Annotated in this window: 16 protein-coding genes and 2 pseudogenes; 9 read left to right on the top strand and 9 right to left on the bottom strand. The window is 61.8% G+C overall.

Annotated elements, in window-relative coordinates; all coding sequences use genetic code 11:
• Positions 1–117 precede the first annotated feature (117 nt).
• The 7 genes from pilV to ECTPHS_RS11590 all read left to right on the top strand — a co-directional run bounded on the left by pilV (position 118) and on the right by ECTPHS_RS11590 (position 6,409).
• The gene (pilV, locus tag ECTPHS_RS15340) at positions 118–585 is read left to right on the top strand and encodes a type IV pilus modification protein PilV (RefSeq protein ID WP_008932936.1); all 468 of its coding nucleotides are present in this window, start codon (positions 118–120) and stop codon (positions 583–585) included.
• Complete coding sequence (locus tag ECTPHS_RS11565; RefSeq protein ID WP_083838845.1) at positions 582–1,127, top strand: PilW family protein; 546 nt, start codon at positions 582–584, stop codon at positions 1,125–1,127. The genes pilV and ECTPHS_RS11565 overlap by 4 nt, the downstream gene beginning before the upstream one ends.
• 113 nt (positions 1,128–1,240) lie before the next feature.
• Complete coding sequence (locus ECTPHS_RS14085) at positions 1,241–2,533, top strand: PilX N-terminal domain-containing pilus assembly protein (protein ID WP_008932938.1); 1,293 nt, start codon at positions 1,241–1,243, stop codon at positions 2,531–2,533.
• Positions 2,534–2,903: 370 nt separating this feature from the next.
• Positions 2,904–4,145, top strand: a complete 1,242-nt coding sequence (locus ECTPHS_RS11575) for a TonB-dependent receptor (RefSeq protein ID WP_141565349.1) — start codon at positions 2,904–2,906, stop codon at positions 4,143–4,145.
• Between the two features lie 16 nt (positions 4,146–4,161).
• The gene (locus tag ECTPHS_RS11580) at positions 4,162–5,049 is read left to right on the top strand and encodes a metal ABC transporter substrate-binding protein (RefSeq protein ID WP_008932940.1); all 888 of its coding nucleotides are present in this window, start codon (positions 4,162–4,164) and stop codon (positions 5,047–5,049) included.
• A complete protein-coding gene (locus ECTPHS_RS11585; RefSeq protein ID WP_008932941.1) occupies positions 5,049–5,612 on the top strand; it encodes an ATP-binding cassette domain-containing protein in 564 nt (187 codons plus the stop codon). The genes ECTPHS_RS11580 and ECTPHS_RS11585 overlap by 1 nt, the downstream gene beginning before the upstream one ends.
• Positions 5,612–6,409, top strand: a complete 798-nt coding sequence (locus ECTPHS_RS11590) for a metal ABC transporter permease (protein ID WP_008932942.1) — start codon at positions 5,612–5,614, stop codon at positions 6,407–6,409. Before ECTPHS_RS11585 ends, ECTPHS_RS11590 begins: the two co-directional genes overlap by 1 nt.
• A 7-nt stretch (positions 6,410–6,416) precedes the next feature.
• On the opposite strand, the gene ECTPHS_RS11595 is transcribed toward ECTPHS_RS11590, so the two are convergent.
• The 5 genes and pseudogenes from ECTPHS_RS11595 to ECTPHS_RS11615 form a co-directional block, all read right to left on the bottom strand.
• Positions 6,417–6,800 (bottom strand): DUF86 domain-containing protein, encoded by a 384-nt coding sequence (locus ECTPHS_RS11595; protein WP_050814259.1) that lies wholly within the window; start codon positions 6,798–6,800, stop codon positions 6,417–6,419.
• Complete coding sequence (locus ECTPHS_RS11600; RefSeq protein WP_083838846.1) at positions 6,772–7,209, bottom strand: nucleotidyltransferase domain-containing protein; 438 nt, start codon at positions 7,207–7,209, stop codon at positions 6,772–6,774. The genes ECTPHS_RS11595 and ECTPHS_RS11600 overlap by 29 nt, the downstream gene beginning before the upstream one ends.
• A gap of 176 nt (positions 7,210–7,385) precedes the next feature.
• Positions 7,386–7,706, bottom strand: coding sequence for a DNA-binding transcriptional regulator (locus ECTPHS_RS11605; protein WP_040405875.1), 321 nt, complete (start codon positions 7,704–7,706; stop codon positions 7,386–7,388).
• Positions 7,687–8,073 (bottom strand): type II toxin-antitoxin system RelE/ParE family toxin, encoded by a 387-nt coding sequence (locus ECTPHS_RS11610; RefSeq protein ID WP_008932944.1) that lies wholly within the window; start codon positions 8,071–8,073, stop codon positions 7,687–7,689. Before ECTPHS_RS11610 ends, ECTPHS_RS11605 begins: the two co-directional genes overlap by 20 nt.
• A 188-nt stretch (positions 8,074–8,261) precedes the next feature.
• Positions 8,262–8,573: pseudogene (locus ECTPHS_RS11615) on the bottom strand (transposase); the annotation flags it as partial.
• Between the two features lie 99 nt (positions 8,574–8,672).
• Between ECTPHS_RS11615 and ECTPHS_RS11620 the strand changes: the two are divergent.
• Positions 8,673–8,972, top strand: coding sequence for a type II toxin-antitoxin system RelE/ParE family toxin (locus ECTPHS_RS11620; RefSeq protein WP_008932946.1), 300 nt, complete (start codon positions 8,673–8,675; stop codon positions 8,970–8,972).
• Complete coding sequence (locus ECTPHS_RS14290) at positions 8,969–9,265, top strand: addiction module antidote protein (RefSeq protein WP_008932947.1); 297 nt, start codon at positions 8,969–8,971, stop codon at positions 9,263–9,265. The genes ECTPHS_RS11620 and ECTPHS_RS14290 overlap by 4 nt, the downstream gene beginning before the upstream one ends.
• A gap of 9 nt (positions 9,266–9,274) precedes the next feature.
• On the opposite strand, the gene ECTPHS_RS11625 is transcribed toward ECTPHS_RS14290, so the two are convergent.
• From ECTPHS_RS11625 to ECTPHS_RS11640, 4 genes and pseudogenes are all read right to left on the bottom strand, one after another.
• Positions 9,275–10,339 carry a hypothetical protein gene (locus ECTPHS_RS11625; RefSeq protein WP_008932948.1) on the bottom strand — a complete coding sequence of 355 codons (1,065 nt, stop codon included), beginning with the start codon at positions 10,337–10,339 and terminating at the stop codon, positions 9,275–9,277.
• A gap of 93 nt (positions 10,340–10,432) precedes the next feature.
• Positions 10,433–10,933, bottom strand: a complete 501-nt coding sequence (locus ECTPHS_RS11630; RefSeq protein WP_008932949.1) for a DUF3368 domain-containing protein — start codon at positions 10,931–10,933, stop codon at positions 10,433–10,435.
• The gene (locus tag ECTPHS_RS11635) at positions 10,930–11,181 is read right to left on the bottom strand and encodes a UPF0175 family protein (RefSeq protein ID WP_008932950.1); all 252 of its coding nucleotides are present in this window, start codon (positions 11,179–11,181) and stop codon (positions 10,930–10,932) included. Before ECTPHS_RS11635 ends, ECTPHS_RS11630 begins: the two co-directional genes overlap by 4 nt.
• Positions 11,182–11,268: 87 nt before the next feature.
• Positions 11,269–11,627: pseudogene (locus tag ECTPHS_RS11640) on the bottom strand (transposase); the annotation flags it as partial.

The raw sequence follows: 11,627 nt of genomic DNA on the forward strand, positions 1-11,627 counted from the left end.
GTTGCGATGGTGGCATGGAGCGGTGAAGGATGGCAAATACCGCGGACATGTCGGCGGTGAAGAAGTGGATTACACTCTGAAGTTCAAGGATGAACATCTGGCCAGAGGTGCCGACCCATGTTGCCTGCCTGTGATATGTGTGATGACCGTGCCGGACGGCACCGAGGTTTTTCCCTGACCGAGGTTCTGGTGGCCCTGCTGGTGCTGTCCATCGGCCTGCTGGGGCTGGCTGCCCTGCAGCTGAACGGCCTCAAGGGCGTGCACTCCGCCTATCAGCGCACCCTGGCCGGCGTGATCGCCATGGATGCCGGCGAGCGGCTGTGGATGAGTCTGAGTCCGGATTATCCCCTCCAGGATCCGGAGGACATCCAGGCAGGCTGGTTGAGCGACTGGAGCAATGAGATAGGTTCACCCGGTTACACTCCGGGCAAGGCCACCCTACCGGGCCTGAATGCCAGCACGATCGAGTGTACCGGCGGGAACTGCACCATCACCATGCGCTGGTCCGAGGGACGATTTGACGAACCCTCCGGTCACTCGATGTTCGAGTACCATCTTACCCTGCCGACAGGGGGTGGCTCATGAGCGCGCCTTCCTCTTGCCGGATTCCCTTGCTGCGTCAGTCGGGCCTGTCCCTGGTGGAACTGATGGTGGCCATGGTCCTGGGCCTTCTGCTGCTGGCGGGGGTGATCCAGGTCTTTCTGGGCAATCAGACCACTTATCGGGAGACCCAACGCCTGGCCGCCCTGCAGGAAGCCATCGGCTACGGCGTGGACTTCATGGTCCGGGACATCCGGGGCGCCATTGCCCTGGAGCATGACAACGGGGTACTGCGGGTGACCCGCGACCGGGATCTGGCCTGGTGCGGCGTCGATGTGGGCGTGGGGGATGTCTTCTACTACGTGGCAGCCGGTGGTCTGCGCTGCGGTGACGGCGCCACCCAGAACCATGAGCTGGTGCCGGGGCTGAAGGATGGGTCCATGGACATCAGCCTGATACCGGGCAATGGCCCAACCATCGGCGTCCGTATCGAACTGGTTTTTGAAAGCCGTTCCGCCCCCGGTCATCCCGTCCATGAGCACCCCGTGCAATTTCATGTGGCGCTGCGCAACGCCCTTCTGCCTTAGGTTTAATAACCTCTTGCCTGCACCGAACTCTGAACCAGTTCAAGGTTTTCCGGGTATCGGGTTGCTTTAATGGACGAATCGAGGCGACAGACGGACTTGTCAGGGAGGTTGAAATGCCCATTTCTCTGGTTCGTGAGCGGGGTGCCGTGCTGGTGGTCAGCTTGGTGCTCCTTGCGTTGGCCACGCTCGTGGGCGTGAGCGGCATCAGCACGGCACTGATCCAGGAAAGGATTGCCGGCAACCACAAGCAGATCACCGATGCCTTCATGGCGGCGGAGAGTGGTCTTGGTAGCGTCGTCAACGCGATTGCGGACCAGGGTCCATCCGGCATGGGGTTCTGGAATTCCAAGGAGGACATGGTCCAGCTCATCGGTGCCGGCCGCCACTATGTGGGTGGAGTCGACGGCCCGGGCGCCTACTGGGAACTCGACGAGAGCGCCAGCATGATTGACGGGCATCAGGCGGAAGTCGTCCTGATCGGCCGCAGTTCCGATTCGGCAATCGCCGCCCAGCGCGCCCTCGTCCTGCAGGTCAGCCGCTGGTTCGATCCCTCCCCCGATTCCGCCTACACCTGCATCGGCGCATCCTGTACGTTGGGGCGAGTGTTGCCCTCGCAAAGAGGCAGAACCGTTCACTATGACGGCAGGGACTGGACGCCTCCCGGTCAGGCCGAATGTGAATCTGGTGATTGTCAGGCCCACATCCATCAAGAGGGCGGTTCCGGGGCCGGGCTTCACCTGATGTCCCAGACGGCGCCGGATCAATCGGCGTCTTACAGCCTTTTCGGTGCAGACGGCGAAGTGATCGGCAGTCCCCAGTTGAGGATCAGCTCGCTGCCGTCCTCTCCTGACGGTGGTGGCGTTCGCAGCTGGCAGCAATACCTGCAGACATTGCTGGCCGGTTCCGCCGATCGCATCATCCAGGTGGATCTTGGGGTCAATGCCGGTGCCGAAGGTGCCGATAGTCCCATGCTTGGCGAGATCATCGGCACGGGCGAACCGCCCGGTCTCTATCACATCACGGGTTCCGGCAGCCTTGGTCTTTCCGGTGATGTCCACGGCGCCGGTGTGCTGATCATTTCCGGTGACTCGTCCTCCGATGGATCACAGCAGACAGTCAACCTGTTCCCCTCCAACGGCTCATTTACGTTTGAAGGTCTGGTCATCCTGCGTGATGGCGTCATCCTGAATGCTGAGCAGGCCGATGTCAGTATCTATGGTGCCGTGGTGGTCATGCTTGGCGAGCATCAGGGCACGGGTGGTGGCCTGGCAGGCAATGTGGATATCCGTTACAGCAGCAAGGCCCTGAACCTGCTTTCCGAGCATCGTCTCTGGAACCCCGTGCAGCCCGACTTCAACTGGGCCTGGAAAGAAAAAATGGACCTCTATGCCCTCCTCAATGAGTAGCTAGCCCTAGTTCCAAAACCCGCATACCCGGCCTTGCTTGAGCCTGGGCTGGCTGCAAATTCGACCGGAAAACGTCACTCCCGCAACAGCGGGAGTCTTTGGTATTCGGCAGTCTTTCCCTGGATTCCCGCCTCCGCGGGAATGACGGCGGGAGGGCGCCTTCGCCCGGAATTGTCTCATCTCCACTGTTGATTCTTTTTGTTATGTTATAACATCTGCCTGGTTCGCCGAATCAACGCACCAGACTGAAACGGAGATGACCATGGCCACGAAACGCCTTCCGCTGACAGCGGCCGCCTTGCTGCTGTTTCCCTTGTCCGGGGTGTATGCCCAGGAGCCGCCGCGCGGCAGCACCCTTGCCGGCGCCACCATGACCCCGCTGCCGGCATTGGGCGGTGAACGGGTGTCTTCCGGCAGCGCCTTCAACCCGGATATCTCGGTCATCATCGATACCGTGTATTTGAACGAATTCAGCGGCCATGTGGGCACGCCGGCCGGGTTCGGGGGCGGCCACGATCATGGTCATGACCACGGCCATGATCACGATCATGGTCATCACCACGGTCATGGGCTGGAGGAGGGCTTCAATTTCCGTTCCGCGGAACTCACCTTTACCGCCTCCGTGGATCATTACTTCGATGCACTCCTCACCCTGCACCTGGATGAAGACCACGTGGAGGTGGAGGAGGCCTACATCACTACCCGCAGCCTGCCCGCCGGACTGCAGATCAAGGCGGGCAAGTTCCTCTCGGACATCGGCTACATCAACGCCCAGCACACCCATGACTGGGCTTTCGTGGATCGCCCCTTGGTGAACGAATACCTCTTCGGCGACCACGGACTGCAGGAGAAGGGCGTCCAGCTCACCTGGACCCCGAAGACCGCTTTCTACAGCGTCTTCGGTCTGGAACTGCTCCAGGGCGAGACTGCCGGCATCGCCTCCTATGAAGGGCATGGCGAGGGCAAGCCCTTCAGCGACAAGTCCGGTCCCCGGCTCATCACCGGCTTTGCCAAGCTGGCTCCGGATCTGGGCTACAACCACGCCGCCCAGTTCGGCCTTTCCTATGGTCATGCCCGCGCTTTCCAGCTGTCGGACTTCCACGACCACGGCGACCACGGTCATCGCCTGAGCTGGGACGGCACCGCCTGGTTTGCCGGTGTGGACGCCGTCTACAAATACGACGCCGGTCGGTCATTCGGTCATGGGGACTGGGTGGTGCAGGGGGAGTATTACCACCGGGAGATCGATGTGGATTTCCGGAATAACCAGCGTCCTCCGGTGTCCGGCGTGGCCCGCCAGGACGGCCTGTATGTGCAGGCGGTGTACGGCATTGCACCCCGCTGGCAGTTCGGTGTCCGGGCCGATGCCCTGGGCATGACCAACCGCAACACCCTGCAGTGGATGGGACACGGACATCAGGGTTACGAGTCCTTCGGCACCTCCTACCGTTATGCCGCCAACCTGACCTTCCGCCCCACCGAGTTCTCCTTGCTGCGTGCCCAGGTGAACCGGACCGACTTCGCCGGCGAGGATGATCATGACGAGGATGGCTGGGCCTTCATGCTGCAGTTCCAGGTCGCACTGGGCGTGCACGGTGCCCACCGGTTCTAATTAGGAGGTCAGGACGATGCACAAATGGCTGGCAGGACTGTTACTGATGTGTCTGGCCGTCACGGCCCAGGCCTCCCTCCAGGTGGTGGCCACCACCTCGGCCATGGGCATGCTGGCGCAGACCGTGGGCGGTGACGCCGTCACGGTGCGGGTGCTGGCGCCGCCGGATCGGGATGCCCATTACCTGCAGGCCCGCCCGAGCATGATGGCGGCCCTGCGCGGCGCCGATCTGGTGGTGGCCGTGGGGGCGGACCTGGAAGTGGGCTGGCTGCCCGCGGCCATCCAGGGGGCCGCCAACCCGGCCCTGAACCCCGGCCGTCCGGGTTACTTCGAAGCCGCCGCCCAGGTGGCGTTGATCGATGTCGGCGGTCCGGCGGATCGGTCCCTGGGGGATGTCCATCCCGCCGGAAACCCCCATGTGAACATGGACCCGGTCCGCATGGCCGAGGTGGCCCATGCGCTGTCGGAGCGCCTGTCCCTGCTGGTGCCGGAGGATGCCGCCAGGTTCCGGGCCAATGCCGAGGCCTTTGCCGATCAGGTAGAGGCACGACTGCCGGCGTGGCAGGCCCGGGTGGCCGGGGCGCCGGGGGTGGTCTTCTATCATAAGGATGCGGATTATCTGGCGTTGCGACTGGGGGTGCCGGTGCTGGGTTACGTCGAACCCGTACCGGGTGTTCCGCCCACCGCCCGGCATCTGCGCGATCTGGTGCGTGACCTGACGGGCCGGGACGGCGTCGTGATCCGGGCCGTTCACCATCCGGAGCGGGGGCCGCGCTTTGTGGCGCAGCAGCTGGACTGGCCCCTGCATGCCCTGCCGCTGGACCCGCCCCTGGGCGCGGATGCCGAGGCCTATCTGGCACTGATCGACCAGTGGGTGGAGGCCATGGTCGGGAATGCTCGGTGATGCAGCCCCTGCTGGTCTGTGACGGACTGATCGCCGGCTATGACAGGCCGGTGGTTGGTCCGGTCAGTTTCGATCTCTACGCCGGGGAAGTGGTGGGTCTGCTGGGCAGTAACGGGGCGGGAAAATCCACCTTGCTCAAGGCCCTCACCGGTCAGGCCCGGATCTTCGACGGTTGCCTGACCAGGGCACCGGGGCTACGCATGGCCCATCATCGCCAGCAGCCCGTTCGCCCCCGGGAGTGTCCTCTCACCGGGGATGACCTGGTGCGCCTCACCGGGGCCGGTCGACGGACGCCCCCCGATGACGTGGCCCGGTTGCTGGACTGCCGCATGGATCAGCTCAGTGGCGGGCAGTTCCAGATCGTACAGATCTGGGCCTGTCTGGGCAGTCCGGCCGATCTGATCCTGCTGGATGAGCCGACCAACAACCTGGACCCGGAGGCTACGGCCGGCCTGATCCGCCTGATTCGGGAGGGTCTGGGCGGGCGGACCCTGTTGGTGGTGAGTCATGAAGCCGACTTCATCCAGACGGTCTGCTCCCGTGTCGTGCCCGTGAGTCCGTGATGCTTGAACTGCTTCTGGATCCCTTGTTTCACCTGCCTTTCGTGACCGGTTTGTTGCTGGCACCGGTGGCGGCCATGGTGGGTGTCTATCTGCGGTTGAGGGATGAATGGCTGGCGGCCCTGGCCTATGCCCAACTGGCGGGGGCGGGTGGTGTGGTGGCCGTGGCGCTGCACGCACCGGTCATGCTGGGTGCCGTGGTGGCCGCCGGTGGACTGGCCGTCATCAAGGGCCTGCTGACCCGTCCCGGCAACGACCACTATGTGATCTTCATCCTGGTGGGGTGGGGCATGGCGCTGGTGGCCTCGGCCTTCAGCGCCCACGGCGACATGGTGGGCAAGTCCTTGATGGATGGGCAGCTTTATTTCACCGGTCGTCCTCATCTGATGGCGGCCGTGGCCCTGATCGTGGCGGGAGTGCTGTGCCTGCCCTGGTTGTCCGGCTGTCTGCTCATGTCCCGTTTCTATCCGGATCATTTCTCGGCCAATGGCCTCCCGGCGCGGCCACATCAGATCACATTCGACCTGCTGGTGGTGGCCACCGTGGCCATCACCACCACCAGCTTCGGCGTCATGGCCGCCTTCGCCCTGCTGTTCGTCCCGGCCTGGATCGCCTGGCGCCTGGCCCGTGGCTGGGTGTGGGTATTGTGGCTGGCGGCCGGGATTGCCGTGGCGGCCTATCTGCTGTCCTTCGTGCTGGCGGTGGCCCTGGACCAGCCCTTTGGTCCCGTGCTGGTGCTGGTACTGGCGGCCATGAGCCTGCTGAGGTGGTTACCCATGCCGGTGCCGGGTAGGCGCTGAAGGATGTTCAATGTTTTCCTAATTGCGTAGAGGCGAAGTCGATGAGCTGTTGGTAGTGACGCTGCCGGATGATGTCCAGCACGATGTTGGCATCCAGATTCAGGTAGTCATGTACCAGGGCATTGCGCAGCCCGATCACCTTGCCCCAGGGCGTGCCGCCGGCATCATGACCCAGTGCTTGCAGTTTGGCAAAGGCCTGACGGGCGTCGCTGGGGACGGTCATGCCAAGAGCTTTCAGCTTCTGTTTGGCAATCCCTATGCAGGCCTCCGTCAAAAGTTGCAGGTTGCGCTCTGCCGCACGATATATCAGGGGCGACAGGCCCTGCGGCGCCTGACTCAATGCGTGAAGCTGCTCAAGCTCTTCAGTCAGAGTGGCCAGATGCTCCCGCATGGCGCTCACGTACTCGATTTCCACAGTCAGGCTCCTGGGTGTCAGAGGTGGCAAATTTTCGCACATGGAACTGGTAATCAAGCTCCCACATTGAACTGATCCGGTTCTCTTCACGAGCCAGACGCAGGGGATCGTTGACCTGCAGAACCCTTCCTGTGCGAATAATCACCATGGCCAGCGGAATGGGTGCCTGATTGATATCGACAACCGAGAGCATGTCCTCCGCAAGGTCGAGCTGATGCCGCCACTGCTGGGCCAGTAACTCAGGCCTCAGGCGCCGCTCCAGGGGACGTTTTTCAGGTGTGCGGAAAGCAACCGCCAAGTCGTAGTCGCTCGTCTCGGTAGCGGTATTTTTCGCACGGGAGCCATAAAGCCATAGCACGGCAATTTCCCTGTCGGCCGATGCCATTTCCGTCAAGCATTCCAGTGTTGTTCTCACTTGGATCCTCGTGGCCGGGTTCTGCGGCAGTGCTGTACGAGTGCAAAAGGCAGGTGTCCTTTCGCGATTGGTTTGAGAACGTCAGATACAGCAACGCCCAGCGTAGGCTGAGCGTTAGGAATCAAGTCGCGGAGGGGTTCAACGCTTTAAATCACCGCTTCCAATCCTTTGCGCTCGATCAGGTTCAACAGCTTGAGTGACGGCCCACTCGGCTTCTTGTCTCCAACTTCCCACTTCTGAACCGTGGAAAGGCTGGTGTTCAGCACAGCGGCAAAAACTGCCTGGCTGACGTGCGCCTGTTCACGCAGCGCCTTGATCTGCTGCGGCGATATTTCGTGCACATCGAGATTGCACAGCGCCTCGAACTCGCCCATGCGACGCTTGCTGATCAGACCTGCGCCATGAAGTCCACGTGCTGTCTCGTGCATCTCGTCCAGAATTCGGCTGTTACGCTTTGTCGTCGCCATCACATATCTCCACAATTTCACCGGCAGCCAGCGCAATAGCCAGTTGCCGATCATCAAAACCAAGCAGCTCCCTTGCCACCTCCTGGAGTACCCGCAGTTCGTCCTTGTCGATGTTGGATCGCTCGTTCTTGCTGAAGCCATAGAGGAAGAACCAGCGCCCCGCCATTTTCGTAGCCACGATGGTTCTGGCACCGCCACGCTTGCCCTGACCAGGCAGCGCGACGCGCTTCTTCACAACATCGCCACCCAGGTCAGCATCGACGAGCCCTTGGTGCATCTCCTCGACTGCGGCACACAGGGCTGCATCGGTTAGCCCGGCCTTTTTCATCGAGCGTGTGAAGGTGCGGGTTTTGAAGACTCGTCTCATTGCAAAACCATGCCACCAGGTGAAACAAATTTCCAGTAGAGCGAGATTTCTACAGAAACTGCGAGGGAGACAGGCCGGGACTCAAAGTCAGTTCCTGCCCCGTCACTCCCGCGAAAGCGGGAGTCCAGGACGGACAGTGCGCCGGGATAAGCTGGCGAGGGCAGGTGCTAAGCGTTGACAGGGGAACACACCGGCGGCCCGGAGAACACGCTGGTCCAGCGGCGTAACACCGCCTCATCCGACCATCCCTGGGCACGGCCCTGATCGATCCGCAGCACGATGTGATAGTGGTTGCTCATCACCGCATAGGCCGCCACGTCGATGGCGAAGACGGCGGCCAGTTGCCGAATTCTGGCCTCGATCCAGCCGCGCCGGTGGTCGAAGTTCTGGCCGGTGTGGTGGTCCTGCCCACAGAGGAAAGCGCGACGGACACAGCGCGACACCACGTGATACCAGGGCGTGTCGGTGACGGATACCAGTTCTGAGCGAGGTCGGGTCATGGGGTGAGGGTCTCAGAGAGGGCGGGGGAGGTCGGCGGAAGGTGGGTGTCTTTTAAATTCGGCTTGTGAGGTGGTAGTTTAAAGACTACAGTATGTGCCATGCTCGAAATCAAGCAAACGGATACTTACAGAAAATGGGAGCGTAAATTGCGCGACCAGCGTGCCAAGGCTTTGATCGCTGCGCGCATGTTCCGTTTGGCCAATGGCTTGGCAGGCGACGTCAAGCCTGTTGGTCAGGGTGTGAGTGAGCTGCGTATTCACCATGGGCCTGGGTACCGGGTCTATTTCAAGTACCGAGGCAGCGAAATCATCATCCTCCTGTGTGGTGGCGATAAGAGTACACAGCAGAGCGATATCTTGACGGCGCAGCGTCTTGCAGCAGAGTGGGAGGCCACATGAGAGAAAAGATTTACGACTACGATCCGGCGGCAGCTCTTGAAAGTGAAGAGGCGATTGCCGTATTCCTTGCAGATGCGTTGGAAACAGGCGACGCCGCCTACATTGCAAAAGCCGTGGGCGTGGTAGCCCGTGCCAAAGGCATGACGGAACTTTCCCGTGAAACCGGACTTTCCCGTGAACAGCTATATCGCTCATTCAGTGAGCAAGGCAACCCAACACTCAAAACGTTGCTGACCGTAATGCGAGCTCTTGGTGTTGATCTGACGGCACGGCCGCATGGGACAACGACATAGTCGTGTAGCCTACAACACCGCCCGCCGCTCAAACACCCGCCGGGCCGCGCCCATCCCGTGCAGGAACTTCACCTGACGGCAGGCCGCATGTTCCACCAGCTTTGCCGGCTTGCCCACGGCGTGGCCGAATGCCTGCAACAGGCTCGTGCCGTGGGCAATGAAGGCCTCCGCGTCCATGCCCAGACGATCCAGCAGCTTCGGTGTCTGCGCCGGCATGTATCCCCGCTTGGCGGGATGCACGCACCGACCCAGCATCTCCACCAATTCCAGATAATCCCCCCAGGCAAACGGCACCGCCCAGGGCTCCCGGCCGGTGGCATCAAAGGGCATCAGGGGGGCGACGGCAAGGGGTGCTAACCTGTGCTCGCAACGCAATGCATCGCGCCAGTGAGGGATATTGGCCTCGGACTTCCCGGGTACCACCGCCTCGTCCCCCTGGACCGGGCGCTTGGCCAAGGCCGCCTGCATCCGTGCCTCGGCCTTGTCCGGGTACAGGCGGGCCTCAAGACTGGTGTGCTCGCTGGTTTCCGGCGTGTCGGCGATCCCCGCCCGGATGGGGTTGAGATCCACATAGGCCATGGCACTGAGAATGGCCTGCTCATCCAGCAGGGCCTGGCTCTTGAAACGACCTTCCCAGAACCGCCCCCGTACCCCGTCCTCGGCATTGGCCTTGCGGGCGATGGTCTCGTTGAGCACCCGCATGAACCAGGACAGATCCACCAGACGGGAACGATAGATACCCGCCCACTCCCGAACCTGGGTCAGTTCGGCATCGTGCAGGGTGTCCCGGGCCTGTGGGTCCAGATACCGCTGCACCACCGGCGGCCCGGAGAACACGCCGGTCCAGCGGCGCAATACCGCCTCATCCGACCATCCCTGGGCACGGCCCTGATCGATCCGCAGCACGATGTGATAGTGGTTGCTCATCACCGCATAGGCCGCCACGTCGATGGCGAAGACGGCGGCCAGTTGCCGAATTCTGGCCTCGATCCAGCCGCGCCGGTGGTCGAAGTTCTGGCCGGTGTGGTGGTCCTGCCCACAGAGGAAAGCGCGGCGGACACAGCGCGACACCACAAAGAAAAGTGGGTGTCATTTATACCTTTACTTTATATCTTTATATTTTTCACCAGTTGATAAAGATCTTTGCCATAGCTATGGCAAAGATCTTCATGGGCGAAAGTCTCGAAGAGCGTCCAACTCGCCCGCCAGTTCGAGGACAGTTTCAAAGAGGGGGCGGCTGATGAAAACTGGGCTTGCGTCAATCTGCGCAAGCAAGGGCGCGATGGATGCAATCAGCCCGGCCCGTTTGGCTTGTAGCAGCACCCCTAACGAACCGACTGTCTTGATTTGGTTGATTGTGGCGACCTTGCGGCCACGCTTGTCGTCGATCAACAGGTAGTCGGCATCCAGTTCCTTGTAGAGCAGCATTGCAGCGGTTTCACCCGCATCGGCATAGGCGTCGAGGAACACGAAATGCTGCATGTCGACCTGACGAACCTTGCCTTGCAAGTAGCGCCGGAGCGGCTCGGAATGCGGCTTATCCTCGGCGTTGACTTCAAGATAGACAGCCTCCGGCACCAGAACCGTGCCAAAAAGCGCGTCCAGCACGGGCAGGCTGTTACACGCTGACAGGGCGATCAGGGCGGAGGCATCCGCGATCAGAATCATGTTTTCCCAAGCCCTTCGAGTTCTGCCATCAGTTCATCACGGCTCATGTCGATGACGGGGATCTGATTGGTTTTGCACAAGCTCATGAATTCATAGAGCGAAACCCCAGCGACTTCGGCAGCCTTTGCGAGGGTCACGCGTTCGCGCTGGAAGAGCCACAACGCGTAAGCGGTCTGCAACTCCTGACGGGTGTCTGCGGCACCTTGAAACGCGACGAGGTCGCTGGGCAGGTCGATGGCAACTTGCATGGTATGTCTCCGTTTAGCTGCTGTCATGATCTGTGGGCCAGGCGGTGTCTTGATCGGTCATGGCCACTCCTGTTGCAAGCGAATAGCCTACAACACCGCCCGCCGCTCAAACACCCGCCGGGCCGCGCCCATCCCGTGCAGGAATTTTGCCTGGCGGCAGGCCGCATGTTCCACCAGCTTCGCCGGCTTGCCCACGGCGTGGCCGAATGCCTGCAACAGGCTCGTGCCGTGGGCAATGAAGGCCTCCGCGTCCATGCCCAGACGATCCAGCAGCTTCGGCGTCTGCGCCGGCATGAATCCCCGCTTGGCGGGATGCACGCACCGACCCAGCATCTCCACCAACGCCAGATAATCCCCCCAGGCAAACGGCACCGCCCAGGGTTCCCGGCCGGTGGCATCAAAGGGCATCAGCGGGGCGACGGCAAGGGGTGCCAACCTCTGCTCCT

Origin of the sequence: Ectothiorhodospira sp. PHS-1 (assembly GCF_000225005.1) — a bacterium.
Taxonomy (GTDB): domain Bacteria; phylum Pseudomonadota; class Gammaproteobacteria; order Ectothiorhodospirales; family Ectothiorhodospiraceae; genus Ectothiorhodospira.

Bases quoted from the DNA above. Each gene is read 5' to 3' on its own strand.
- pilV (WP_008932936.1), top strand. From the start codon at position 118: ATGTTGCCTGCCTGTGATATGTGTGATGACCGTGCCGGACGGCACCGA.
- ECTPHS_RS11565 (WP_083838845.1), top strand. From the start codon at position 582: ATGAGCGCGCCTTCCTCTTGCCGGATTCCCTTGCTGCGTCAGTCGGGC.
- ECTPHS_RS14085 (WP_008932938.1), top strand. From the start codon at position 1,241: ATGCCCATTTCTCTGGTTCGTGAGCGGGGTGCCGTGCTGGTGGTCAGC.
- ECTPHS_RS11575 (WP_141565349.1), top strand. From the start codon at position 2,904: ATGACCCCGCTGCCGGCATTGGGCGGTGAACGGGTGTCTTCCGGCAGC.
- ECTPHS_RS11580 (WP_008932940.1), top strand. From the start codon at position 4,162: ATGCACAAATGGCTGGCAGGACTGTTACTGATGTGTCTGGCCGTCACG.
- ECTPHS_RS11585 (WP_008932941.1), top strand. From the start codon at position 5,049: ATGCAGCCCCTGCTGGTCTGTGACGGACTGATCGCCGGCTATGACAGG.
- ECTPHS_RS11590 (WP_008932942.1), top strand. From the start codon at position 5,612: ATGCTTGAACTGCTTCTGGATCCCTTGTTTCACCTGCCTTTCGTGACC.
- ECTPHS_RS11595 (WP_050814259.1), bottom strand. From the start codon at position 6,800: ATGCGGGAGCATCTGGCCACTCTGACTGAAGAGCTTGAGCAGCTTCAC.
- ECTPHS_RS11600 (WP_083838846.1), bottom strand. From the start codon at position 7,209: ATGGCATCGGCCGACAGGGAAATTGCCGTGCTATGGCTTTATGGCTCC.
- ECTPHS_RS11605 (WP_040405875.1), bottom strand. From the start codon at position 7,706: ATGGCGACGACAAAGCGTAACAGCCGAATTCTGGACGAGATGCACGAG.
- ECTPHS_RS11610 (WP_008932944.1), bottom strand. From the start codon at position 8,073: ATGAGACGAGTCTTCAAAACCCGCACCTTCACACGCTCGATGAAAAAG.
- ECTPHS_RS11620 (WP_008932946.1), top strand. From the start codon at position 8,673: ATGCTCGAAATCAAGCAAACGGATACTTACAGAAAATGGGAGCGTAAA.
- ECTPHS_RS14290 (WP_008932947.1), top strand. From the start codon at position 8,969: ATGAGAGAAAAGATTTACGACTACGATCCGGCGGCAGCTCTTGAAAGT.
- ECTPHS_RS11630 (WP_008932949.1), bottom strand. From the start codon at position 10,933: ATGATTCTGATCGCGGATGCCTCCGCCCTGATCGCCCTGTCAGCGTGT.
- ECTPHS_RS11635 (WP_008932950.1), bottom strand. From the start codon at position 11,181: ATGCAAGTTGCCATCGACCTGCCCAGCGACCTCGTCGCGTTTCAAGGT.